This window comes from Ruegeria sp. ABM4_193 (assembly GCF_056158705.1).
In genome coordinates this window covers 955,405-980,138 of record NZ_JBSWTT010000003.1, presented here as the reverse complement: position 1 = coordinate 980,138, position 24,734 = coordinate 955,405, and the positions used below count along the sequence as shown (strand labels likewise).

The window sequence follows — 24,734 nt, the reverse complement described above, 5'->3', positions numbered from 1 at the left end:
CTTACTCCATCTCCTTGCGGGCGTTGCGCACATTCCACACCAGGATCGGAGCAACCAGCAGCATAATCACCATGGCCGAGGCTGATCCGACGCCCCAGTCATTGGCCCGGAAAAGCTTGTCGTACATATAGTTAGCCAGCACCTGTGTCTCCCACTGGCCGTTGGTCATCGCAAAAACGATGTCAAAGACCTTGAGCACGGTGATTGTGATCGTCGTCCAAACAACAAGGATGGTTGTCTTGATCTGGGGTACCTTGATCTTGAAGAAGATCTGGAACGGATTCGCGCCGTCCAGAATGGCTGCTTCGATGGTTTCTTCAGGAATGCCCCGCAGGGCTGCCGAAAGGATGACCATGGCAAAACCGGTCTGAATCCAAACCAAAACGATCATCAGGAAAAAGCTGTTCCAGAACGGGACCGTCAGCCAGGTTTGCGGTTCGGCCCCGCCAAAAAAGATATAGAGCGCGTTCAAGATGCCAATCTGGTCTTGTTCTGCAGGTCGCGCATCATAGACCAGTTTCCAGATCACTGAAGCGCCGACAAAAGAAATCGCCATCGGCATGAAGATCAGAGATTTGGCGAAGTTACCCCAGCGGATGCGGTCGGTTAATTGCGCGACAAGCAGACCAAAGGCCGTGGACATGGCCGGCACAACAATCAGCCAGAACATGTTGTTGCGCATGGCCTCCCAAAATTTGGGCTCAGCCGCCATTTGCGAGTAATTGTCCAAACCAACCCACTTGTACCCGCCGCCGGGCACACGCTCCGTGAGTGACAGGCGCAGCGTTTCAACAACCGGATAGGCCAGATACAGCCCCAGCGCAGCAAGCGCAGGGAACAGAAACAGCCATGGCCGGATCATGTTGGCCCGGTTGATGTTGCGCCCCGCATTCGGCCCGCGCGGCGGGAACAGGACTTTGTCCAGAAACTGGTTGGAGAGGTAGAAATAGCCCACACAACCCGACACGCCGATGGCGATCGTCAGCAGGCCTTGAAGTGCCGGTGTCATGGTGCGCTCATCCGTTTGGCAAGCGGGGCGATCCTAAGACCGCCCCAGCGGTTGATCACTTGGCCGCGTCCCAGGACGACTGGATTTCGCTGGCCACGGTGGCTGCGTCTTTTGCACCCGACGAATAATCCACCATCCCGGTCCAGAACGTACCCGCCCCAACGGCACCTGGCATCAGGTCAGACCCGTCAAAGCGGAAAGTGGTGGCATTGGTCAGGATTTCACCCTGCCCACGCTGGGTGTCGTTGGAATAGTTTTCAGGGTTAGCACCCAGGTGAGGCGTCAGGAAGCCGTCTTGCGACATCATGATCTCATGCGCAAAAGGTGTCTTGAGGAACTCCATGAACGCTTCGGCAGCAGGGTTCGGGTTGGTGACAGTAAACAGCGTGCCCGCCCCAAGTACCGGAGTACCCAGATCCTTTTCAGCATAAGCCGGGAAATAGAAGAAATCGGCATCAACGCCCAATTCGGTGCCCTCAGGGAAGTACGCCGGAATAAACGACGCTTGGCGGTGCATCATGCAGGCCGGAGGACTGTCGAACAAACCCTTGGGGCTGTCGCGGAAGTCAATCGCGGCGGTGTCGTCAGCATCCCCGACAACATAGTCATCGTTGCGGGTAAAGCTGCCATATTCCTCAATTGCAGCGATCACCCGAGGATCGTCAAACTTCATCTCATTCGACACCCACTGGTCATAAACTTCCGGCGGCTGAGTGCGCAGCATCAGATCCTCTACCCAGTCGGTTGCAGGCCATCCGGTTGCACCACCCGATGCCAAACCAACGCACAAGGGGGTTTCGCCATCTTCGACCATCTGGTCCATCAGCGCTTTGAACTCTTCCATGGTCTGAGGCACGTCGTACCCGAAGTCTTCAAAATTCTCCGGGATGTACCAGACCAGAGATTTCACGTTCACGTTGAAGAAGAAACCATAGAACTCGGCAGCGCCTTGATCGTTCTCGAAGGTGCCCAGATCGACCCAGGACTGACCTGCGGCAAAGTTATCTTTGATCCAGTCAGCCGATCCTTCGGCCAGCGGTGTCAGATACCCCTGCTTCGCAAGATTTGCCGCCAGACCGGGCTGTGGAAATACCGTCAGGTTCGGCGCCGAGCCTGCTGCCGCGTCAATGAGGATTTGCTGCTCAAGCGAATCTGAACCCACATAGCTGGAACTCGCGCCTGTTGCCTCGTCGAAATACGCAACAAGGTTCTCAAAGGATTTGCCTTCACCCGCCAGCCAAGGACCAAAAATGGTCAGGCTTTCCCCGGACAGATCGTTTGCATCGGCAAAAGCCTGAAACCCGTCCCAGTCAAAGCTGCCCTCACCTACGGCGTGGATCAATTCACCTTCCGCCTGAACAGACCCAGCCATCAGGGCGAACACCGCCGCACCTGCAAAAAGCGAGTGTCTCATCTCATCCTCCTCCCTAGTTTTCGCGCGCTTGCAGACTCAGTTTCAAAGCGCTTTGGATGCGATGTGTTATCCGCTAACATTTTCTCTCTGTCAATAATTCGCTTTCCCGATCCAGCAATATTAATAAATCTGGCATTTGCGGCAAAACAAGTTGACGGACGCTTAAATTGCCCACACAACAAGTGCGTGCACACAATTGAAGGCGCTTTGAATAGCATAATGAACCTAAAGCAGCTCTCAGAAATTCTGGGTCTTTCGCAAACAACGGTAAGCCGTGCGCTGAACGGCTATCCCGAGGTCAGCGAGGGAACGCGTGTACGTGTGCAAGCCGCCGCTCAGAAACATGGGTATCGTCCCAACAGCCGAGCAAAGGGGCTGGCAACCGGTCGATCCATGGTTATCGGACATGTGATCCCCAGTTCGTCGCAACATGAAATGGTGAACCCGATCTTCGGAGATTTTGTCGCCGGAGCAGCAAAGAAATATGCGGAACATGGGTACGACATGATGTTCACCAACGCTGACGATACCTCGATCGAAGAAGCCTATCGCAGCCTTTTTCAGCGAGGGGCCGTTGATGGTATTGTGCTGCAAGGTCCAAAAGTGAACGAAGCTCGGATCGAGGTCCTCAAACGTATGAGAGTGCCGTTCATCGTGCATGGGCGTTCAACGGGCGCGGATACGCCTTACGACTGGATAGATGTAAACAACAAAAGCTCGTTTTTGCGGGCGACCCGGTTTTTGATTGATCTTGGACACCGCAGGATCGCCCTTATCAACGGGCTGGAGGAGATGGATTTTGCACAGCGCAGACGTGCGGGGTATCTGGCGGCGCTGGAGCAAGGCGGTATAATCGCAGACCCTGACCTGATGCGCAGCGCCGAGATGACCGAGGTTTTCGGGCATCGGGAAACGCACGGCATGTTGCAGCTTGATGACCCTCCAACAGCTATTTTGGCATCCTCGATGATTTCCGCCATCGGGGTCAGACGCGCGATTGACGAAGCAGGCTTAGTTATGGGGCGCGACGTTTCGGTCATCGCACATGACGATGACCTTTCGTATCTGAAGAACGGGCAAGACATCCCGATTTTCACAGCGACCCGATCATCTGTCCGCCAAGCCGGGGAAATGGCCGCAGAGATGCTGATTGATCGGATCAAGTCTCCGGATGGTCCGCCCAATACCAAATTACTTGAGGCCGAACTGGTTGTTGGCCGCTCGACTGGCCCTGCGCCCAACAGGACGTAATCATGAAACATTCTCGCGCTGACTTCCCAAAAGATTTCCTTTTCGGGGTCGCAACCTCGGCTTATCAAATCGAAGGGCATGCACAGGGTGGTGCCGGGCGAACGCACTGGGATACATTTGCGGCCTCGCCCGGCAATGTGGTGCGTGAGGAAAACGGCGATCTGGCCTGCGACCACCTGAACCGGTTCGAGCAGGATTTCGATCTGGTGCGCGAGGCCGGTTTTGACTGTTATCGGTTCTCAACCAGTTGGGCGCGTGTCATGCCGGAAGGTCGCGGCCAGATCAATCAAGCCGGGCTGGATTACTATGACCGGCTGGCAGACGCGCTGCTGGCCCGCGGAATCCGCCCGTGTGTGACGCTGTATCACTGGGAACTGCCCTCCGCCCTTGCGGATCAGGGGGGCTGGTGCAACCGAGACATCGCGGGATGGTTCGCAGACTTCACCGAAATCATCATGGGCCGCATCGGTGACAGGATGTTCAGTGCGGCCCCAATCAACGAGCCATGGTGTGTCAGTTGGCTCAGCCATTTCGAGGGCCATCTTGCGCCCGGTTTGCGCGATATTCGCGCCACGGCCCGCGCAATGCATCACGTTTTGCTTGCTCATGGACGCGCCATTCAAGCCATGCGCAGCCTTGGCATGAGCAACCTTGGTGCGGTGTTCAACCTTGAGTGGGCAGAACCCGCCGATGACAGCGTCGAAGCGCGACTTGCAGCGGACCGGTATGACGCGATTTACAATCGGTTCTTTCTTGGTGGTGTTTTCAGGAAAGAGTATCCTCAATTGGTGCTGGACGGCCTTGAGCCGCACTTGCCCTCTGGCTGGCAGGATGATTTCGAGACAATTGGCACACCGGTCGATTGGTGCGGATTGAACTACTACACGCGAAAGCTGATTGCCTCGAACGATTCCGCATGGCCCAGCTTGACGGATGTTCCAGGACCATTGCCAAAAACGCAAATGGGTTGGGAAATAGACCCTTCTGCCCTAAACCGTTTTCTGGTTCGCACACAGAAGGACTATACGGGCGGGCTACCAATCTATATCACCGAAAACGGAATGGCGAGCGCAGAGCGCGTGCGGGATGAGGACCGTATCGAATATCTTGATACACACCTTGCAGCCGTGCAGGACGCTTTGGCACAAGGTGTTCCGGTTAAAGGCTATTTTGTCTGGTCTCTGCTGGACAATTACGAATGGGCCTTCGGATACGAGAAAAGGTTTGGACTGGTGGACGTGGATTTTGAAACTCTGGAAAGAACGCCCAAAGCGTCGTTCGTGGCGCTTAAATCCGCCCTTTCAGAGGGGCAGAACGTCTCTCAGCCGTTAGCGCAACCATCCGGATCTGTGCATGAGCACTGGAATTTGGTTGCGGACATCGGTGGAACAAATACACGTCTGGGCGTTGTGACAAACGGCGAACTGACAGACCTGCGCAAGCACCCAACTGGAACTCTGGATGACCTGCTGAACGCATTTCACGCGTTGCGCGATGAGGTTGGCACAAATCCTCAGGCGGTTGTTGCCGCTGGGGCTGGTCCTGTCAGAGACGGCGTCATCCGCCTTACAAACGCCAATTTGGACTTGTCTGAGTTGGAACTGGCGCAGGCGACCGGGGCGGAACATACTTTTGTTATCAATGACTTTACGGCTGCGGCTTGGTCAGTTGCTGACGTCACACAGAACGAAGTTTCGGTTTTGCAAGGTCAGGCGAAACCACCAGCAGGCACGCGTTTGGTGGTTGGCCCCGGCACCGGACTTGGCGTCGGAGCATTGCTGTTTTCCGAAGGTCACTATCACACAGTTTCCGGCGAAGGTGGGCATGTTGGGCTGTACCCGCGTCACCGGGACGAGGTCGACGTCTTTGAAGCCGCCCGTCACATTGCTCCTGACTGTTTCTTTGGCGATAGCCTTGCTTTGGAAGCAGAGATGTTTCTGAGCGGAACTGGCCTTCCAATCCTGTATCAGGCGGTCGGGTTGGCAGCAGGCACCGGGCGGTCATCGTTTCGTTCGGCCAAAGACATTTTGACGGAAGCCCGCGATGCTTCGGACCCCATCGCAGTCAAAACTGCGCAGATGTTCACAACGCATCTAGGCGCGCTTATGGGTGATATGGCTGTCACGCTTATGCCTGCTGGTGGAGTGTTTCTTGTCGGCGGGGTCGCCGAGAAAAACCGCTGGCTGTTTGATCAGGACTTCAAGGACGCATTTAATGGCGGCGGGCGTTTCAGCGAGCTTCGTAAATCCTTGAACCTTTACGTCTCAGAACAGGCCGAGTTCGGCATCATCGGGGCGAACAATTTTTGCAAAAACGCACTAAAGCGATGAACAACTCGTGCGCTTGAGGCTCTGGGAAAGGACGTTGGAATGATCCTGTGCTGTGGGGAAGCCCTGATTGACATGATTGCCGAGCCGACAGTGTCCGGCGCACGCGGCTTTGTGCCCCATACGGGTGGCGCGATCCTGAATACCGCTGTTGCCATGGGGCGCTTGGGTGAGTCCGTGGGGATGTTGACCGGTGTTTCTACGGATATGTTTGGTCAGCAACTGATCAACGCGCTAAAGGCAAGTCACGTTGACGTTTCGCATGTAATTGTCTCGGATCGCCCCACTACTCTTGCGTTTGTACAACTTGAAGATGGGCACGCAACCTACAGTTTCGTTGATGAAAACACGGCTGGCCGTATGTTGGCACCCGAAGATATGCCAGACCAACTCCCTGCCATCTCGGCTTTGTATCTTGGGGGTATAAGCTTGGCGTGTGAGCCATGTGCAGATGCCTATGCATCTTTGTTGGCTCAACACGGAAGCGACCGCCCTGTCATGTTGGATCCCAACATTCGTCCGGGTTTTATTCAGGATCAAACCCGCTTTCGAACGCGCTTGAACCGCATGATCGCGCTGTCCGATATCGTCAAAGTGTCGGACGAGGATTTGGACTGGATCATTCCCGGTGCGGAACCCGAAGCAGCCAAAGCAGCCTTGTTGTTGCAAGCCGGACCATCAGCGCTGATCGTGACCCGGGGCGGCGATGGCGCAAACGGGTATCTGGCGGATGGATCGCAAGTGACGGTGCCGGTAAAACCGGTGCAAGTCGTGGATACGATCGGTGCGGGGGACACGTTCAATGCCGGTGTGCTCATCGGTCTCAGCCGCGCCGGGCATCTGACAAAACCCGCTGTACGCAACTTAACTGCCAACTCCTTGCGCGCGGCCATGGAACTGGGCGCCGAAGTTGCAGCTGTAACCGTATCGCGTGCCGGGGCGGAGCCGCCGTGGGCCCATGAGCTATAATTCTTGGAAAATCCGATGAAACGATCCGACATAAATCGCATCAAGTCCGAAGCGCAGGCGTTCATTCAATCGTTTGGCGCTGTACTGCCGCCTTTTGCAGATTGGTCACCTGAACAATTGCGCAGCCCGGTGGCGCACACGATCCGCAGCCGCGGGTTAGGGTGGGACATCACCGACTACGCTCAGGGCCGGTTCGATGAACTGGGCCTGTTTCTTTTCACGCTGCGCAACGGCGAGGTGAATGATCTGAAGTCCGGGCGCGGGATGCTGTATGCCGAAAAATTGCTGATCTCGAAAGACAAACAACTGTCTCCGATGCATCGTCACATCGTCAAGGCAGAGGACATCATCAACCGAGGCGGCGGCGATCTGGTGATGGAGATTTATGCATCGGACCCAGAGGGCGGCATCGACCGGCATACGCCTGTCACAGTGCCCAGCGATGCCTGCCCGGTCACGTTGCAACCAGGTGAGCATCTACGCCTGAAACCGGGACAAAGCGTAACCCTGATGCCCGGAGTTTGGCACGCGTTCTGGGCCGAGCAAGGTGATTGCCTTATTGGCGAGGTTTCGACCGTGAACGACGATCGCACGGATAATGTGTTCGAAGATCCGATCCCTCGATTTTCAAAGATCGAGGAAGATGTCGCGCCAGATTTCCTATTGGTTTCCGACTACTGAGGTAGACCGGGTTGACAATGACCGACAGACAACTGGGCTGAGCCCAAGTGATTTCGTCAAACGCCACTCATTCTCTTGCTTGACAAGTCCAGCACCACGAGACTAGCTGAGCGGGATGGTTCCGTAAGGGATGAAAATGGGAATACGGTGCGGTACAGTTATTTGCCAAGTCCGTGACTGCCCCCGCAACTGTAAGCGGAGAGCGACGCCATTACGCCACTGACCCCGAAAGGGTTGGGAAGGTGGGCCGAGCCTTGACCCGCAAGTCAGGAGACCTGCCATCCGATGTTCAACCAACCCGGGGCGGGGCGTCCTGGAAGGAGGCTTTGATGGCACGTTTTTCGCGTGTTTACATTGGTAGCACCTTCTGTCCGCGCTTGGTTTCAAGCGGAGCGGACAGTGTTAAAGGTGACTTACAGAAATAAGCTCTTCTTCAATACCTACAGTGCTGAGGCATCCTGTTGTGCCGTTAATTCAGAGACACGTTACGTTATAACATTGCATCTCAGTCCAACCCGCAGTAAGCGCTACAAGTAATGACGAAAACCGCTGATCATTTCATTCTTGTGTGTGCGACCTGCACAGGTGCCATGTCCACCGATCAAGTGACTGGCGCACTGACGCAAACATTGCCCGAAGGATTTGCAATTCGAACAGTTGATTGCATGGCGGGTTGTTCCCGACCAACCACCATTGGCCTTCAGGCACCGGGCAAGGCGCAGTATCTGTTTGGAGACATCGACACGGAATTGGATCTGGACGCAGTGGTGGAATTCGCCGGACAATACCGCCTTAGTTCCGATGGCTGGACAAGTGCAACCGAACGCCCGCCCGCGTTATTCACCAAGACCTTGTCTCGAATACCGGCCCTGCCAACCGAGAGGGTGTCATGAGTTTTCTGTCGGTCGAGGGTCTCGAATATTACGCTTTGAACGGCGATGTCCTTTTGCAGGACGTGTCCTTCGGCTTGGAGGAGGGCTCGATTCTGGCAATTGCGGGACCGAATGGCGCGGGAAAAACAACACTGCTCAAGTTGCTTTGCGGAATAGAACGTATTGCTCTGGGTGATGTGCTTATAAGAGGCAAAAGCTTGCGCACCCTGTCCGCGCATGAGCGTGCCCGAACCATCGCGGTCGTAGGCCAGCAAGAAATGCCAGACGGTCGGTTGCGTTTGCGAGACTATGTTGCGCTTGGGCAAATCCCGATTCAGGCGGATAAATCGGCAACCGAGCATAAGGTAGATCTTGATCGAGTTCTGGAAACAACCGGATTGTCTCATCTTTCCCGCAAGCCGATGAGCCAGCTATCGGGTGGCGAGCGACAGCGCGCTCACATCGCGCGCGCTTTGGCACAAAACCCATCCCTGTTGTTTCTGGACGAACCGACCAATCACCTGGATCCAGACGCCAAGGGGCACATGTTGTCCTTGGTGGCCGAGCTGGGCGTCACGGTGGTCATGATCGTCCACGATCTGGTCATGATCCCGGAATTCGCCACGCATGTGGCTTTGATGAAATCCACACGCCTGACGGGCTATGGCCCGGTCAGCGACGTGCTGACCTCAGAACGTGTCCGCGACACCTTTGGTGTGGATTATCTATGCTTTCAGCATGAAGGCCGCATGATCCCTGCGCTGGATATCCGAAAAAGAAAACTGTCATCATAACAGGAGCTTACAATGATGCAGAAACTTTGGCCTGCGGCTCTGTTCACTGGCCTGGCAAGCGGCGCGGCCGCCGAAGCCATCACAGTGGACAATTGCGGCGAACCGCTGGTTTTTGAAACCGCGCCCGAGCGGATCGTTGTCCACGACATGAACATGACCGACATGGCGTTCGCATTGGGCCTGCAAGACAAGATCGTGGGCCTGACCGGCATCACGGGCTGGTACAAGACGAGCCCTGATTTTGATGCACAGCGCGGTGATATCCCAGAGCTTGCACCAAAATACCCTACTGTTGAGAACCTCATCGCAGTAGAACCCGACATGTTCTTTGCAGGGTGGTATTACGGTATGCAGCCGGGTGGCGAGGTTACTCCGGACACCCTTTCACCCTTCGGCATCAAGACCATGGTTCTGACCGAAAGCTGCGTACATCTGAACAAAGACCGCCCAGAGGCCAGCATGGACCTGCTGTTTGGCGACGTTCTGCGCTTGGGTCAGGTCATGGGCGTCGAAGCCAAGGCGCAAGAGCTTGTTTCGGGCTGGAAAGACCAACTGGCCGCTATCGAAGCCAAAACAGCTGATCTGCCCAAACCACGTGTCTTCCTGTTGGACGGGCCGGCAGATGCGCCGTTTACCGCTGGCAAATTTGCGATACCGGACGCGATGATCGCCGCTGCAGGCGGAGAGAATGTGACCCATGACATGGACACCAGCTGGGGTCGCACGTCGTGGGAAACCGTGGCTGCTGCAAACCCGGAATTCCTGGTTCTGCTGGACTATCAGACAGGAAACGGTGCAGAAGACACCTTCCAGTTCCTGAAAGATCATCCCGTCATGTCTCAAACCGATGCAGTCAAGAACGAGCGCTGGATCGGCCTGCGCTACGAAGAGCTGACACCCGGCCCGGCAAACATTGAGGCCATCGAAAAGATGGTCAAGGCAATGCACCCGGAGACCAACTGATATGGCCCATTTGGGCCGTTCGATCTTGCTGGGGGCGATCGTTCTGATCGCCCTTTTGCTGCTGTCCATCGTTTATGGAACAACAAATATTCCTGTGCGGGACGTGGTCGCCGCGATTGGTCTAGGAACAGGCCTGATCGATGGCGACATGTCCCCGCTTCACCGGATTGTTTTCGACTTGCGCCTTCCCCGCGCCTTGTTTGCCGCGGTCATCGGGGCAGGATTGGGGGTTGTTGGTGTGGTTTTGCAAACAACCACGCGCAACGACCTGGCCGATCCATTCTTGTTTGGCCTGTCGTCTGGCGCGGCTGCCGGGGCGGTTTTGGTGATCACCGTCACGGGTGATGTACTGGGCATCTGGACCCTGCCCTTGGCGGCATTTTGCGGGGGTTTGATTGCTTCGGGCATTGTTCTGGCGCTGGTTCAGGGTCTGCGCACAAGTGCGCCGGAAAAACTGATTCTAGCCGGTTTAGCCGTGTCCTTTCTGTTCTCGGCCATCACAAACTATTTGATTTTTTCCGGCGACAATCGCGCGGCGCATTCGGTCATCTTCTGGATGCTTGGCGGGTTGGGCCTTGCACGGTGGGAGACATTCCCACTGGTTCTGACCGGACTGGCTCTGATCCTGAGTTATGCTCTTTACCGCAGTCGCTGGCTGGATGCCCTTTTAACCGGAGATTTCACGGCGTCCTCTCTTGGCATACCCGTTCAGGGCTTGCGATTTAGTATGTTCTTTGTCGCGGCATTGGCGACGGCGAGCTTTGTTTCCGTGGCCGGCGTTATTGGTTTTGTCGGGTTAATGGTCCCTCATATTGCACGGGGCATTGCCGGCACGCTGCACAGAAACCTGTTGATTACCTCAGCTATCGTCGGGGCGATCCTGCTGACGATGTCGGATATTCTGTCCCGCCTGCTTTTGGCCCCTCAAGAACTGCCCGTAGGTATCGTAACAACGTCGATCGGGTCTCTTTTTGTGTTCCTATATCTGTTCAAATCCGCGCGCGGTGATTGACGTCAGATTTTGGCCTACGTGTCTGGTCCGTGTGACAAAAGCTCCTGCACCAAGGGATTAGGGAACCGGCGCTTGAACGTAATTGCGTGGAAGTTTTCCTTGATCTTCGGATGCTCATTTGCCTCGACCAAACGGCCCGAGTTCAGCTCATCCTGAACAACGATCGGAGCCACCAGAGCCAAGCCGATATCCTCGCGCGCCAAAAGCCGCATCATGGCCATATCGTCCACCTCGGCAGCTACCTGAGGCCGTACCGACATGCGGCTGGCCATAGCGTCAAACGCAGTACGAACACTGTTGTTGGTTGTGGGCAGGATGAAAGGTTGTTCTTCCAACAGATCCCGTATCGGGCGCGTCGGATCAAGGCGATCCGGGGTTCCAACGATACTCACCGGTTGTTCGGCCAGATGATGAGTGACAAAGCTGGTCAGGCTGTCACTCGCGGGTTCGTGGTTCATGAGGACCAAGTCGAAATTCAACGTTTCAAGCCCCTCCAGCAACTCACTTGGACTGCCAAACCTCAAGATGACCTCGACATCAACACGCGCCAATATGGGCCGCAAAAAGCGAATCTGAAAGTTCCGCGACAGGGTGGACTGCGCCCCCACCCTCAGCGCCTGCCGCGTGTTTCCAGCATCTTGCAAGGTTGCCACAAGTTCCTGGCCTGTCGCAAAAATCGCATCTGCGTGGTCCAGCGCGATATGTCCGGCTTCGGTCAGGTGCAGCTTGCGGCCTCTGCGCTCAAACAGGGGATGGCCAAGGCGATCTTCCAATTCCTTTATCTGCACGGACAAGGCGGACTGTGACAGATTCAAACGTTGTGCAGTCCTGGTCAGATTGCCGTCATGGGCAACCGCCCAGAAATAGCGGAGATGATGATAGTTAAGCGGCATATCGTTCTATTTAACCGAACGTATTTAATCAAACAATGTATTTTTCATATGATGGCACGCGAAATATGTCTCCTTGAACAATTCGAGTCAGTATCGAACGTCAAGGGACACACGCATGAGCTATTTGCTTCTACCCCTCCTGAGTCCGCTGATCTTTTTAGGGTCGGCTTTTTATTGCAGCCGTCATCCGGGGATGCGCCCGGGCAACTTACCTAAAATCGCAGAATGGGCTGCGTTGGCAGCTTTTGCTGTGTCTGCGCTATCTGCAGTGTTGCTGATTGCGAATGGATCCGGAACATCGGCACTGATCGGGTTCTGGGGCGTCGGACTGTCAGTACGGTTGGACGCGGTAAGCGCCACGATGCTGGTTCTGGTCAGCTTTATTGGCTGGATCGTCCTGCGTTATTCAGCGACTTACATGGATGGGGAACAGAAACAGGGCGCCTTCACCGGATGGATGTCCGTTGCGCTTGCTTCCGTACTTTTGCTGGTCATGTCCGGCAACCTCACTCAACTTCTTGCAGCCTGGATCGCAACAAGCCTGGCGCTGCATCAACTGCTGCTGTTCTACCCGGAACGCACAACGGCACAGCGTGCAGCGCGCAAAAAGGCGGTTGTGGCGCGGCTAAGCGAGGCCGCACTTGCGCTGGCCGTAGTCCTGTTGATCATCGGCTACGGAACAACCGATATCGCCACGATCCTGTCATCCGCACAGCCAACCATGGTGACAATTGTAGCGGCCCTGTTGATCGCAGTGGCCGCCGTGCTGGCGTCAGCTCAGTTCCCTGTTCATGGCTGGCTGACCGAGGTTATGGAAGCACCGACGCCGGTTTCTGCACTGCTGCACGCCGGTGTGATTAATGCCGGTGGGTTCCTGTTGATCCGCTTTGCCGATGTGATGCTGGTCGCACCGGGCATCATGGCCTTGCTGGTCATGCTGGGCGGGTTCACTGCACTGTTTGGCGGGCTGGTGATGCTGACACAACCAGCGGTAAAGACGTCTCTGGCATGGTCCACAATCGCTCAGATGGCGTTCATGATCATGCAATGCGGGCTGGCACTGTTCCCGTTGGCGCTGCTGCACATCGTGGCGCACTCACTTTATAAAGCGCATGCCTTCCTTAGCGCCGGTGAAGCCGTGCGCAACGTTGCGGCGATCCGCCGGCCGGGGCCAGTGGCTGTGCCAAGCGCACGCAACGTATTGCTGGCTTTCGCAACCGGCATTCTGATCTACGGTGTGGTCGCTTCGGTTTTCGGGATCGATGGGAAATCGGTTCAGGCCATTGCGCTGGGCGTCATCCTGATCTTCGGCGTCGCTTATCTGCTGGCGCAGGGATTTGCCGATGCAGCCCCCGGAGCCCTGACCCGCCGCACCGTCATCTATGCCGGAGCAACATCTGTCAGCTACTTCGTTCTGCAAATTGCAGCGCAGCATCTGAGCGCCGGGACTTTGCCAGCCACACCTTCTGCGGGACCATTGGAATGGGCACTGATCGTTCTGGCGCTCTTCAGCTTTGGTGCAGTGGCACTGGCTCAGTCAACCTTCCCGCTTTGGGCGTCTCATCCGGCAGCGGCTGGTATCCGGGTGCATCTGTCCAACGGGCTTTATGCCAACGCAATCTTTGATCGGCTGCTGGACGGATGGTCCACGCGGCGGTCTGTATGAAAAGGGGATCAGACATGTATATGAAACACGAAAGCTATCCTGCTCCGCTTTTGGAACTGGTCGCGATTGCAAATGACGCTGTGCGTCAGATCCCTCCTTTGTTTCCGCTGGCGGCAAACGTCGCCGTAAACCCCTTCCTGGGGCAGACTGAAGACACCCTCGCGGTGACAGCCGCGCGCCTTGGTCGAGTTGCTGGTGTACGCATCACACCTGACCGGCAAGCCATGGCCGAAAAGCTGAAGACCGGCGAGATGGTTGACGGTGATCTGGTCGAGGCAATTTCTCATGTCGAAAGCCGCTTTGATCCGCCAAGGCTGGAAGATGTGACCGTTGCTTTGACCAAGAACGCGGCACCTCTTGCCCCGTTGCCAACAGTTGCGGATCTCGCCGCCGACGTGTCGGGCATCGACTGGCCGGGTTTGATCGAAGAACGTATCGGAGCTTGGGCCGCAAGTCATTTCGACGAAGGCCAGGCCCTGTGGCAGCCCAGTCGTGCCGGCGGTGCATTCAGTGCATGGCGGGAGTTCGCCTCGCGTGACCTTACGCCGGAAATCAACGGGTTGAAGGGCTTTGGCGCATTTGTGGCGGCCACCAACCGGTCTCAATGGCGGGCCATCGGACGGGCCGCGGAAACGCTGGGCGTGACGCCAGAGGCGGCCGGAACAACCTTTCATCGCTGGCTGATCACGTTGGGCGGTTGGGCACAATATGCGCGCTACTTGTTGTGGCAGGCCGAGCTTCAGGGACAGACCGACACAACAACGGCTGAATTACTTGCCATTCGGATGGTGTTTGAAGAGGCGCTGTTCCACCAGTACCGCGATCAGATCACGTCACGTTGGTCGGAAACCATCGCAGCACACGAAACGCCGATCACACCGTCCCGTGACATGGTGATTGACGCCATTCTGCAAGATGCTGCTGAACGGGCACAACAGCGCAAGTTGGGGCAGTCTTTGTCCGGATCTCAGCCAAGAACAACCGAAGGCCGCCCCATGGTTCAGGCCGCATTCTGTATTGACGTCCGGTCCGAGGTCTTCCGCAGGGCGCTGGAAGCACAGGATGCAGGCATTGAAACCATAGGCTTTGCCGGGTTCTTTGGGTTGGCCAGCGCGCATAAATGCGCAGGATCAGACGTTACCGAGCTGCGGGGGCCCGTTCTTCTGAACCCCAATGTCACATCTAAAGCAGCAGAAGACACATTGTCCGATCTCGACCGGCGCTACACGGCCCGCGCGAAACGTGCTTGGGGGCGTTTCAAGCTGGCCGCTGTATCATCCTTTGCCTTTGTCGAAGCGACCGGGCCGATCTACGCAGGTAAATTGCTTCGGGACTCGCTGGCAGCCAGTGGCAAGGGAACCAAGTTTGATCCTGCACCCAAGCTGGATCCTTCGATGGATCTGACCACGCGCATCGATACCGCCAAGGCCATCCTGGGCGCTATGTCTCTGACAGGGAATTTTGCTCGTATCGTGATGCTGGCAGGACATGGGGCGGACGTCACCAACAACCCCCATGAAAGCGCGTTGCAGTGCGGTGCCTGCGGTGGTCATGCAGGGGACGTCAGCGCCCGGCTTCTGGCCAGCCTCCTGAACGACAACCAGGTGCGCGAGGGTCTGCGGGGCAAAGGGATCGACATCCCCGCTGACACGCTGTTCCTTCCAGCGCTGCACAATACGACGACGGATGACGTCACCCTGTTTGATCAGGACCATCCGGCAGGATTGTGGGCCCCGCAGATCGCCAAATTGAAAACCTGGCTGAATGAAGCCGGACGCCTGGCGCGCGCCGAGCGTTCGGCCCGGTTGCCTCGTGCCAACGGAGGTGACGATATCGCCCGCCGTGCCAAGGATTGGGCCGAACTTCGGCCTGAATGGGGTTTGGCAGGCTGTCGGGCCTTTATAGCTGCCCCACGCAGCCGGACCGATGGGACCGGATTGGCCGGACAGTCCTTTCTGCATAGCTATGACTGGCGTTCGGATGATGGGTTTGGCGTGCTTGAGTTGATCATGACCGCCCCGGTGGTTGTGGCAAGCTGGATCAGCCTGCAGTATTACGGGTCGTCCGTCGCGCCGGGCTTGTTTGGCGGTGGCAACAAGCTGCTGCACAACGTGGTCGGCGGGATTGGTGTTGTCGAGGGGAACGGAGGTGCTTTGCGCCCAGGTCTGCCTTGGCAATCGGTCCATGATGGCGAAGCGTTCCAGCATGATCCTCTGCGCCTGTCCGTTGTAATCGAAGCGCCGCGTGAAGCCATGAACGACATTCTGAAACGGCATGCGAATGTCAAAGCCCTGTTTGACAACCGCTGGCTTCACCTGATCGCAATGGATGAAAATGGTGATCTGGCTTGGCGTTACACAGGTGATCTGGAATGGAGCCCGATTGCGAAACCCGCTGGCTCTGAACAAGCCATCGCTGCCGAATAAGCAAAAAACGGAAGGGCCCGGCCACAGTGCCGGGCCTTCTTTTTACTGACTATGTGTTGATAAGTTTCAGAAGATCTGCATGCAGATCAGGGGTTGCCGCCGATACGACCGCGCCATCTGACTCCAGTGTCAACGCCCTGCCCTGCCAATCGGTCATCACACCACCAGCTGCCGCAACAAGCGGCGCAACCGCCAAGTAGTCATAGGGTTGCAGGTCATAATCCACTACAGCGTCCACATGCCCTGCGGCCAGCAACGCATGCGGATAACAGTCATAGGCAAACCGACGCGTCTGCCCGACCTGCATCAAACGGTTGAATAGGTCCAGGTGATCGCGATGGATCTTGTCCCCCTCGTTTACGTATAGAATAGATTGATCCAAACGCTTTTGTTGCGAGGTCCGTATGGGTTCACCGTTCAGAGCGGCCCCTTCACCAATGACACCCACATACACCTCATTCAAAGCGGGCATTCCGACCAAGCCAAACTGAGGCTGCCCATCAACCAGATGTGCCAACAGGAACCCGAACAAAGGATGCCCGGACAGAAATGACCGGGTTCCGTCGATTGGGTCAATGACCCACATGTGCCGACCATCACCTGCCTCTTGCCCGTGTTCTTCGCCAAAGACCCCATGCTCGGGAAAGTGCTGGTTCAGGTAGGACCGAACCTCGGCTTCAACCGCTTTGTCAGCTTGCGTCACAGGGCTTTCATCCAGTTTGAACTCGACACCCAGAGATCCACGGAAAAACCGCATCGCAGACGACGACGCAATGTCAGCCATCTGAATGGCATGTTCCTTCAGCGTATGTGCGACGACCATTTCAATCCTTTCAGACGGTTGTTTCTGCGTTGTTTCTGACGACGGTTTTCATCGGGTGCAATGGGGAACATGGCACGATCAGTATCAGCCATTTTAAGCGGTCCGGGCGTCCTTTTCGGGCTGTCTTCACGCCATTTTTCCGCTGCAAGCCAATCACCAAGCGGGGCACGGATGTGCCCCGCCACTGGCTTTTGCTTACCGCATAGATTACGGATCACGTTCGGGGCTTCAGACCTTCACGCGTTCCATTTTGGGGTCGTAAAGTGGCTGCAAAGTCACCTGACAGGGTACTCTTGTGGTGGCTACGTCCAATTCATACTCTCCGGACGTGACATATTCTGGATCAACGCCTTCGGGGTTGCGAATATAACCGTATCCAATCGATTTCCCGATGGTATAGCCATAACCACCTGAGGTCAGCCAACCGACCCTTTCACCGTTTCGATAGATTGTTTCCCGCCCCAACAGGACGATGTCGGGGTCAACCGTGAAACAGGCCAGCATCTTTTTGACGCCTCCTGCTTTTTGCTTTTCGGATGCGGCACGGCCTTTGAAGTCAACATCCTTGCGCAGCTTGACGGCCCAGCCCAGCCCGCTTTCGAACGGTGTATGATCCGGCCCGATATCCGAGCCCCATGCGCGGTAGCCCTTCTCAAGCCGCAGCGATTCAATAGAGCGGTATCCTGCATTCACCAGACCATGAGGTGCGCCCGCCTCCATCAACGCGGCATAGACGGTTTGGGCATATTCCACGGGAAGATGCAGTTCCCAGCCCAGCTCACCCACATAGGTGACGCGCAGCGCCTTGACCGGGCAACCGGCGATGCCGATTGTGCGGATCGATCCAAATTTAAACCCGTCATTCGAAACATCATCTCGCGTCACCGCCGCCAGAATATCCCGCGCCTTTGGTCCCATCAGCGACAGCACCGCGTTCGATGAGGTGATGTCGAACAGCTGGCAGTTCATGCCTTCCGGGATATTGCGGTTGATCCAGTCGAAATCATGGGTGGCAAAGCCAGTGCCAGTGACGATGTAGAATTCGTCATGTGCCACTCGACCAACGGTCAGGTCACATTCGATTCCGCCCTTGTCGTTCAGCATCTGAGTATAGACCAACGCGCCGACCGGCTTGTCGACATCATTGGCGCAGATCCAATTCATCGCCGCCAGCGCATCGGGGCCTTTCAGCGCGAATTTGGCAAATGAGGTCTGGTCAAACAGCACCGCCGCCTCACGCGCGGCCTTATGTTCGCGGCCCACCGCATCGAACCAATTTTGGCGACCAAAGCTGTATTCATCTTTGGCGGTCTCTCCCAGCGACGCATCCGCGTACCAGTTCGGGCGTTCCCAACCCAGTTTCTCACCAAAACATGCGCCCTGCGATTTCAGCGTGTCATAGAGCGGTGACTTGCGGCAGGGGCGACCCGAGTCGTGCTCCTCATGCGGCCAGCCCATTGTGTAATGTTTGCCATAGGCTTCGACGGTCCGGGTGCGTACCCAATCAGTATCGAAATGCGAGCGGCCAAAGCGGCGAATATCGGCGGACCACAGATCAAAGGGGGGTTCTCCCTTGTGGACCCATTCAGCCAGCGCCATGCCCGCCCCGCCACCAGCGGCAATGCCGAAGGCATTGAAGCCTGCGCCGACGAAGAAGTTGTTCAACTCTGGCGCTTCGCCGATGATGAAGTTGCCGTCCGGCGTGAAGCTTTCCGGCCCGTTGGTCAGCGTCTTGACGCCGGCGTTTTCCAGCGCAGGAACACGCCCCAGCGCTAACTCCATCAGCTGTTCGAAATGGTCGAAATTGCTGTCGAGCAACGTGTAGTGGAACCCTTGCGGAATCCCTTTAGTCGCCCAAGGAATTGGGTTCGGCTCATAGCCGCCCATGACCAGCCCGCCGACCTCTTCCTTGTAGTAGGTCAGGCGATCCGGATCGCGCAGCGTCGGCAGGTTCGAAGGGACATCAAAAGGTTCGGTGACCATATACTGATGCTCCATCGGCACCAGCGGCACGTTGACACCAAAGCGCCTGGCAAAGGTGCGGGTCCACTGACCGGCGCAGCAGATTACCTTTTCGCATTCGATCCGGCCATGTTCCGTGATCACCGCACGGATCTTGCCGTCTTCGATTTCGATATCGGTGACTTTTGTGTCCTCGAAAATCTTTGCACCGGCCATACGTGCGCCTTTGGCCAGTGCCTGAGTGATATCCGAGGGATTCGCCTGTCCATCGGTTGGCAGATAAGCCGCGCCGATCACGTCCGAGACGTCCATCAGCGGCCACAGTTCCTGCGCCTCAGACGGCGTCAGCAACTGCATATCCAGACCAAAGGAATGCGCGGTGGTGGCCTGACGTTTCACCTCGGTCCAGCGTTCCTCGTTACAGGCCAGACGCAGTCCTCCGTTCATCTTCCAGCCGGTACCAAGCCCAGTTTTCTCTTCGATCTTGTTATACAGATCAACCGAGTAACCCAGCAGTTGCGTAATATTCGCGTTCGAACGCAGCTGCCCTACCAGTCCTGCCGCGTGGAAGGTGGTGCCCGAGGTTAGCTTTTTGCGCTCCAACAGCACCGTGTCGGTCCAGCCCAGTTTGGCCAGGTGGTAGGCGGTCGAGCAGCCGATGATCCCGCCGCCGATAATGACGGCTTTGGCTGTTTTCGGAAGGTCGGTCATGTCTGTCCTCAGGTATTTTTGAAATCGGAAAGGGCTGCGCGAAACCGCGCGAGGTTTTCGGCCGTATAGGCTGCGTAGTCGAATTCGATGTCCGAGGTGATCTCGGACACCATGCTCCACATGGTTTCCCGCAGAAGCGAGGCGCATTTCATCGCCGTATAACGATGGCGCAGATCGTCGGTGACGGGAGCGTGGAAATAGGTCTCAAGCACCCAGTCTTCCTGTTCGGGGGAAAGACCATTGTTTGAAGCCAGCCCACCCAAATCGAAAAGCGGCGAATTGAACCCGGCATAGTCGAAATCGATCAGCCAAAGGCGATTGCCGTCATTCAGAAAGTTGCCACAGAGCAGATCGTTATGGCCAAACACCATGTCATACGGCCCGGCCTCGCGTTCCAACGTAGCGCCTGCGTTGATCAGGTCAGGGATCAGCGCTGAATGGGCACTGCCGCGTTCGATGAGTGTGGCGGCATAGTCGCGGATGACGTGGAAGACCCAGAACACCAGCGATGGACCCCGCAGGTGCTTCGGTACCTCGGTATGGCACGCCTTCACCAATTCCAGCACGCGCGGCAGCATATCCGGGTTGCGGACATCTTCCTCGGTAAGTGTGCGGCTTTCGATGAACTCTAGCACCGTCAGATCGCCTGACGAGTGTACAACCGCCGGCGACAAACCCGCCGCATGGGCGGCCTTGCTGGCGGCCAGTTCGTTGAACCGCATGACTTGATGCAGCGGGATATCGTCCCCCACACGCACCACATAAGATCCGCTGCTGTCGGTGACTTTGTAGTTCACATTGGTGATACCGCCGGTCAGAGGCGCGGCCTCGATCTCACTTTGCCAGATCGGCAGGGCGCGGATGCGGGTCATCAAATCGGATTGGCTCATCTTAACTCTCCAGTCCAAAGCGGATGCGGGCCTGACGGGCACCTGCATTGATCAGGCGGTCGGCAATGATGGCAATGAACGCGATGGCCAAACCCGCGACCAGACCCCTGCCCGTATCTGCCTTGGTCAGGGCGATATAGACCTCTTGCCCCAGATCGCGCGTACCGACGAGTGCAGTGATGACCAGCATCGACAGGGCCAACATGATGGTTTGGTTGATGCCCAGCAGAATCTCAGGCAGCGCCATGGGCAGGCGGATATGGCGCAACAATTGCGTACGGGTGCAGCCGGAAACCAAACCGGCCTCAATCAGTTCCTCACTGACCGAGCGCACACCATGTGCCGCATAGCGCACGGCTGGGGCCAGCGCATAAAGGACGATTGCGATTAGCGCAGTGAAATCTCCTACCCGGAACAACATCACAACGGGGATCAGGTAAACAAAGCTGGGCAGGGTTTGCAGCGTGTCGATCAGTAGGTTGATCACCGCTCCGGCGCGTTTGTTCAGTGCCGCCAGCACACCCAGAGGCACCCCGATCAGCGTCGCCAGAATGACCGAGGCTCCGCACAGATAGACCGTCACCATCGCTTTGGACCACAGGCCCGACACAAGGATTAATGAGGCCATTCCTCCGCACAGCGTTGCCAGACGCCAGCCGCCCGCGTGCCAGCCCAACAGGATCAGCATTGCAATGGCCCACGGCCACGGGATGCCCAGCAAAACCGTCTTTATCGGGATCATGAACCACGTGAGGAAGAAGACTTTGATCGCCTCGAACACGTCGAAATAGTTGACGTTCAGATACTCGACGGTGTTGTCCCAGAACGCGCCCGTGGTGATTGTCTGGCTGTCGGGATACTCCAACAGCAGCGGCGAGAACTGGCCCAGCACCCAGGTCACAACCAACAGGATCAACACCAAAACTGTCCGGCGATGGCGCGCAACCCACGAGCCCGGTTGTTCGTGATGCACCTGCCCCATGCGTTCGGCAAAAGCCTGGCTGAGACGATCGACAGCGATGGCCAATACTACAATGGCAATCCCGGCCTCGAACCCCGCGCCAATGTCCAAACGGCGCAGTGCAGCGAGGACGTCAAACCCCAGCCCTCCGGCCCCGATCATCGAGGCGATGATTACCATGTTCAGCGTCAGCATGATCACCTGATTGACGCCCACCATCAGGCTGTGGCTGGCCGAGGGCACCAGCACCCGCCACATCAACTGCCGCTGGGTTGTGCCGGCCATGCGACCAAAATCGAGGATCTCGGGGTCCACGCCCTTGAGCGCCAGCGTGGTGATCCGCACCATTGGCGGCGTAGCGTAGATAATCGTGGCAACCAAAGCCGAGATCGGACCAAAGCCAAACATGAACAGGATCGGCACCAGATAGGCAAAGATCGGGATCGTCTGCATCAGGTCCAGAATGGGCGAGATGATCTTTTCGAACAGCGGATGGCGATAGGCGAGGATGCCTAACAGCAGCCCTCCGCCCGCTCCAATCGGCACCGCGATCAGGACCGAGGCCAGCGTCACCATCGCGCTTTCCCATTGCCCGAAGACAGCGAGATAGATGAAACAGGCCCCGACCAATGCGGCAAGTGCCCAGTCACGACAGTATTGCCCCAAAGCGATGACAGCGGTAATCACAACGATCCAGCTGATCGCAGGCAGGATGACCTGCGCGTCATTGCCCTGACCGCTGACAAACCCGTCCGCCAATAAGGCAAGCACCAGATTATAAGGTTGTTCAATCATCCACGCGATGGCGCGGGTGACATCGGTGAACGAGACGGGCCCGATGGCAGCGTCCTCGATCAGCCACGTCATCGCCGAGGAAATATAGGTCTTGAACGGGATCACCCAGGCCGAGGGGAACTTGGTCAGCCAACGCGCATCCAGCGCTTTGCCCAGATCGCGGCCATAGTACCCAAGCACGATTGTGATCAGAACAAGGGCCAGAGCAATGGCCTGCGCCCGGTTCAACCGGATCATGCCGCATCTCCGTCGCCGAATAGTACATGCGCAACAGCTTTGCGATCAATCGCTCCCACGGGTTGCCCCTCTGCATCCACAACAGGGATCGGCGCATCGGCGGCGATGATGCGTTCGGCCACGTCAGAAACGCGGGCAGATTGCGCAATTGGCTCTCCTTCACCTGCGGCGCCGGGGGTCATGACGCCGCCGACGGTCAGAACCTTCGATCGCGGGATATGTCTTGTGAACTCAGCCACATATTCCGTGGCAGGGTGCATCACCAGCTCTTCCGGAGTGGCGATCTGAATCACTTCGCCATCTTTCATGATGGCGATGCGGTCTGCCAGGCGGACAGCCTCTTCAAAGTCGTGCGTGATGAAGACGATGGTCTTGTGCAGGCGTTCCTGAAGCCGCAGAAACTCGTCCTGCATCTCGCGCCGAATCAGGGGGTCGAGGGCCGAAAACGGCTCATCCAGAAACCACAGATCGGGTTCGGTCACCAGCGAACGGGCGATACCCACACGCTGTTGCTGGCCGCCGGACAGCTCACGCGGATAGTAATCCTCGCGCCCTTTCAGACCAACCAGTTCCACCACTTCGCGAGCCTTCGTTTCGGCCTCGGCTTTTGGTGTGGCCTGAATGGTCAGAGGGAACATCACATTCTGCAAGACGGTCAGATGTGGCAGCAATGCAAAATGCTGGAACACCATGCCCATCTTGTGGCGTCGAATTTCAATCAGTTCTTTGTCGTTTGCACGTAACAGATCAGCGTCGTCAAAAATGACCTCACCACCAGTGGGTTCAATCAAGCGCGACAGGCAACGAACCAAAGTCGATTTTCCCGACCCGGACAGCCCCATAATGATAAAGATCTCGCCTTCCGCGATGTCGATATTGGCGTTGCGCACGGCCCCAATCAAACCTGCATCACGGATGTCATCCGCCGACGGGTTGGGGTTTTGCTTCAACAGCGCTTCAGCGTTTGGCCCGTATAGTTTCCAAACGTTGCGGCAGGACAGTTTCGTCTTGGGGGGCATCGGTGTGGTCCGGTAAGTTTGCAAAAAAGGCCAGAGCGGTCCGAGAGAGCGAAAGGGCCGCTCTGGCCAGTGGATTATTTTGAGATCCAACCCGACCAGCGGTCTTTGTTGGTCTCCATCCACTCTGAAACAACACTGTCAATTTCCACGCCGTCCAGATCGGCCTTGCCGACCATCGCACTCATTTCGTCATTGTTGATGTTGTACGCCTCGATTATGTCATAAGCACCGGGCCATTTCTCCTGCAAGCCGGACCAGGCAGCCTTCCAGATTGGCCCACGCGGCTTGCCGCAGTCATAAGCCATGTTGGGATTCACACCAACCGAAGGGTCGCTATAGCATTCGGCTGAAAATGACGGGAATTCTACGAATTCACCCTCATACTTGGCCGGCGCCCAATGGGGTACGTAAACCCACAGAACGATCGGATCTTGCCGTTGATAGGCAGATTCAAGCTCGGCAAACAAAGCTGCATCGGTACCCGCATGTACCACCTCGAAATCCAACTCCAGAGCTTCGACACGCTCTTCGTCGAAGCCGCCCCAGGTCACGGGCCCACCGACATAGCGGCCGCTTGGTGCGGTTTCAGCGGTCGAGAATTCTTCCGCGCAATCGCGCAGAGCTTCCCAATTCGGCAGCCCCGGGCAACGCTCTTTCATGTAGCTGGGATACCACCACTCTTCGATGGCCATCAGACCGGTTTCCCCGACATTTACGACATTGCCCGAAGCCGTCGCTTCGTCCAATGCCTCGCGGCCGGTTGTCTCCCAGATTTCCATTGCCAGATGCAGGTCGCCCGTTTTCAGGCCAGCGAATTGGGCAATGTAGTCAGCCTGAACGTATTCGACGTTGTAGCCCGCTACTTCAAGGATCGAACCCATGATCTTGGTATTGATCAGCTGACCGGACCAGTCGTGCAGCGTAAGCTTGATCGGATCAGTGGATTCCACCGCCCAGGCTGACGTAGCAGCCGCAACAGCAAGTACCGAAAGTCCCAGTTTGCATTTCATAACACCATCTCCCTGTCGTGATTTTTTTGATGAATCGGTGGTATTGAAG

Annotated in this window: 19 protein-coding genes, 1 pseudogene and 1 riboswitch; of the genes and pseudogenes, 11 read left to right on the top strand and 9 right to left on the bottom strand. The window is 56.7% G+C overall.

From position 1 onward, the window contains the following. Window position 1 precedes the first annotated feature (1 nt). Window positions 2–1,009, bottom strand: coding sequence for a carbohydrate ABC transporter permease (locus ACXADZ_RS22645; protein ID WP_171185461.1), 1,008 nt, complete (start codon window positions 1,007–1,009; stop codon window positions 2–4). Window positions 1,010–1,064: 55 nt separating this feature from the next. Beyond that, window positions 1,065–2,423 carry an ABC transporter substrate-binding protein gene (locus ACXADZ_RS22640; protein ID WP_475200113.1) on the bottom strand — a complete coding sequence of 453 codons (1,359 nt, stop codon included), beginning with the start codon at window positions 2,421–2,423 and terminating at the stop codon, window positions 1,065–1,067. A gap of 219 nt (window positions 2,424–2,642) precedes the next feature. Here ACXADZ_RS22640 and ACXADZ_RS22635 point away from each other — a divergent pair, with 219 nt between their 5' ends. The 9 genes and pseudogenes from ACXADZ_RS22635 (at window position 2,643) to ACXADZ_RS22595 (ending at window position 11,292) form a co-directional block, all read left to right on the top strand. After that, on the top strand, window positions 2,643–3,674 hold the full coding sequence (locus tag ACXADZ_RS22635; RefSeq protein WP_171094807.1) for a LacI family DNA-binding transcriptional regulator: 1,032 nt from the start codon (window positions 2,643–2,645) through the stop codon (window positions 3,672–3,674). A 2-nt stretch (window positions 3,675–3,676) separates the two neighbouring features. Further along, a pseudogene (locus ACXADZ_RS22630) lies at window positions 3,677–4,978 on the top strand (GH1 family beta-glucosidase); the annotation flags it as partial. Further along, window positions 4,955–6,004: a glucokinase gene (locus ACXADZ_RS22625; protein WP_475200151.1), complete on the top strand. Its 1,050-nt coding sequence runs from the start codon at window positions 4,955–4,957 to the stop codon at window positions 6,002–6,004. The pseudogene ACXADZ_RS22630 and the gene ACXADZ_RS22625, both read left to right, overlap by 24 nt. Before the next feature lie 39 nt (window positions 6,005–6,043). After that, the gene (locus ACXADZ_RS22620) at window positions 6,044–6,970 is read left to right on the top strand and encodes a carbohydrate kinase family protein (RefSeq protein WP_475200111.1); all 927 of its coding nucleotides are present in this window, start codon (window positions 6,044–6,046) and stop codon (window positions 6,968–6,970) included. A 15-nt stretch (window positions 6,971–6,985) separates the two neighbouring features. Further along, the gene (locus ACXADZ_RS22615) at window positions 6,986–7,651 is read left to right on the top strand and encodes a D-lyxose/D-mannose family sugar isomerase (protein WP_475200110.1); all 666 of its coding nucleotides are present in this window, start codon (window positions 6,986–6,988) and stop codon (window positions 7,649–7,651) included. 99 nt (window positions 7,652–7,750) lie between these two features. Beyond that, window positions 7,751–7,948: riboswitch (cobalamin riboswitch) on the top strand. Between the two features lie 239 nt (window positions 7,949–8,187). Further along, window positions 8,188–8,544, top strand: coding sequence for a DUF1636 family protein (locus ACXADZ_RS22610; RefSeq protein ID WP_475200109.1), 357 nt, complete (start codon window positions 8,188–8,190; stop codon window positions 8,542–8,544). Further along, the gene (locus ACXADZ_RS22605) at window positions 8,541–9,317 is read left to right on the top strand and encodes an ABC transporter ATP-binding protein (RefSeq protein WP_171094817.1); all 777 of its coding nucleotides are present in this window, start codon (window positions 8,541–8,543) and stop codon (window positions 9,315–9,317) included. The genes ACXADZ_RS22610 and ACXADZ_RS22605 overlap by 4 nt, the downstream gene beginning before the upstream one ends. A 12-nt stretch (window positions 9,318–9,329) precedes the next feature. Next, entirely contained in the window at window positions 9,330–10,280 is a 951-nt protein-coding gene (locus ACXADZ_RS22600) for an ABC transporter substrate-binding protein (RefSeq protein ID WP_475200107.1), read from the top strand. Between the two features lies 1 nt (window position 10,281). Next, entirely contained in the window at window positions 10,282–11,292 is a 1,011-nt protein-coding gene (locus tag ACXADZ_RS22595; RefSeq protein ID WP_171094819.1) for a FecCD family ABC transporter permease, read from the top strand. A 14-nt stretch (window positions 11,293–11,306) separates the two neighbouring features. On the opposite strand, the gene ACXADZ_RS22590 is transcribed toward ACXADZ_RS22595, so the two are convergent. Then, the gene (locus tag ACXADZ_RS22590; protein WP_475200105.1) at window positions 11,307–12,185 is read right to left on the bottom strand and encodes a LysR family transcriptional regulator; all 879 of its coding nucleotides are present in this window, start codon (window positions 12,183–12,185) and stop codon (window positions 11,307–11,309) included. Window positions 12,186–12,300: 115 nt separating this feature from the next. Here ACXADZ_RS22590 and ACXADZ_RS22585 point away from each other — a divergent pair, with 115 nt between their 5' ends. Together ACXADZ_RS22585 and ACXADZ_RS22580 are read left to right on the top strand one after the other, a co-directional pair. Beyond that, window positions 12,301–13,851: a proton-conducting transporter transmembrane domain-containing protein gene (locus ACXADZ_RS22585; protein WP_475200104.1), complete on the top strand. Its 1,551-nt coding sequence runs from the start codon at window positions 12,301–12,303 to the stop codon at window positions 13,849–13,851. Between the two features lie 14 nt (window positions 13,852–13,865). After that, window positions 13,866–16,277: a YbcC family protein gene (locus ACXADZ_RS22580; protein WP_475200103.1), complete on the top strand. Its 2,412-nt coding sequence runs from the start codon at window positions 13,866–13,868 to the stop codon at window positions 16,275–16,277. Window positions 16,278–16,326: 49 nt separating this feature from the next. Here ACXADZ_RS22580 and ACXADZ_RS22575 read toward each other — a convergent pair whose 3' ends face one another. The 6 genes from ACXADZ_RS22575 to ACXADZ_RS22550 form a co-directional block, all read right to left on the bottom strand. Continuing rightward, complete coding sequence (locus ACXADZ_RS22575) at window positions 16,327–17,100, bottom strand: inositol monophosphatase family protein (protein ID WP_475200100.1); 774 nt, start codon at window positions 17,098–17,100, stop codon at window positions 16,327–16,329. Between the two features lie 228 nt (window positions 17,101–17,328). Beyond that, window positions 17,329–19,773 (bottom strand): GcvT family protein, encoded by a 2,445-nt coding sequence (locus tag ACXADZ_RS22570; protein WP_475200097.1) that lies wholly within the window; start codon window positions 19,771–19,773, stop codon window positions 17,329–17,331. Window positions 19,774–19,781: 8 nt separating this feature from the next. Then, window positions 19,782–20,663 carry a phosphotransferase gene (locus ACXADZ_RS22565; protein WP_475200095.1) on the bottom strand — a complete coding sequence of 294 codons (882 nt, stop codon included), beginning with the start codon at window positions 20,661–20,663 and terminating at the stop codon, window positions 19,782–19,784. A gap of 1 nt (window position 20,664) precedes the next feature. Then, a complete protein-coding gene (locus tag ACXADZ_RS22560; protein WP_475200093.1) occupies window positions 20,665–22,656 on the bottom strand; it encodes an ABC transporter permease in 1,992 nt (663 codons plus the stop codon). Next, window positions 22,653–23,675, bottom strand: a complete 1,023-nt coding sequence (locus ACXADZ_RS22555) for a quaternary amine ABC transporter ATP-binding protein (protein WP_171671207.1) — start codon at window positions 23,673–23,675, stop codon at window positions 22,653–22,655. The genes ACXADZ_RS22560 and ACXADZ_RS22555 overlap by 4 nt, the downstream gene beginning before the upstream one ends. A 74-nt stretch (window positions 23,676–23,749) precedes the next feature. After that, window positions 23,750–24,685 carry an ABC transporter substrate-binding protein gene (locus tag ACXADZ_RS22550; protein ID WP_475200092.1) on the bottom strand — a complete coding sequence of 312 codons (936 nt, stop codon included), beginning with the start codon at window positions 24,683–24,685 and terminating at the stop codon, window positions 23,750–23,752. Window positions 24,686–24,734 lie beyond the last annotated feature (49 nt).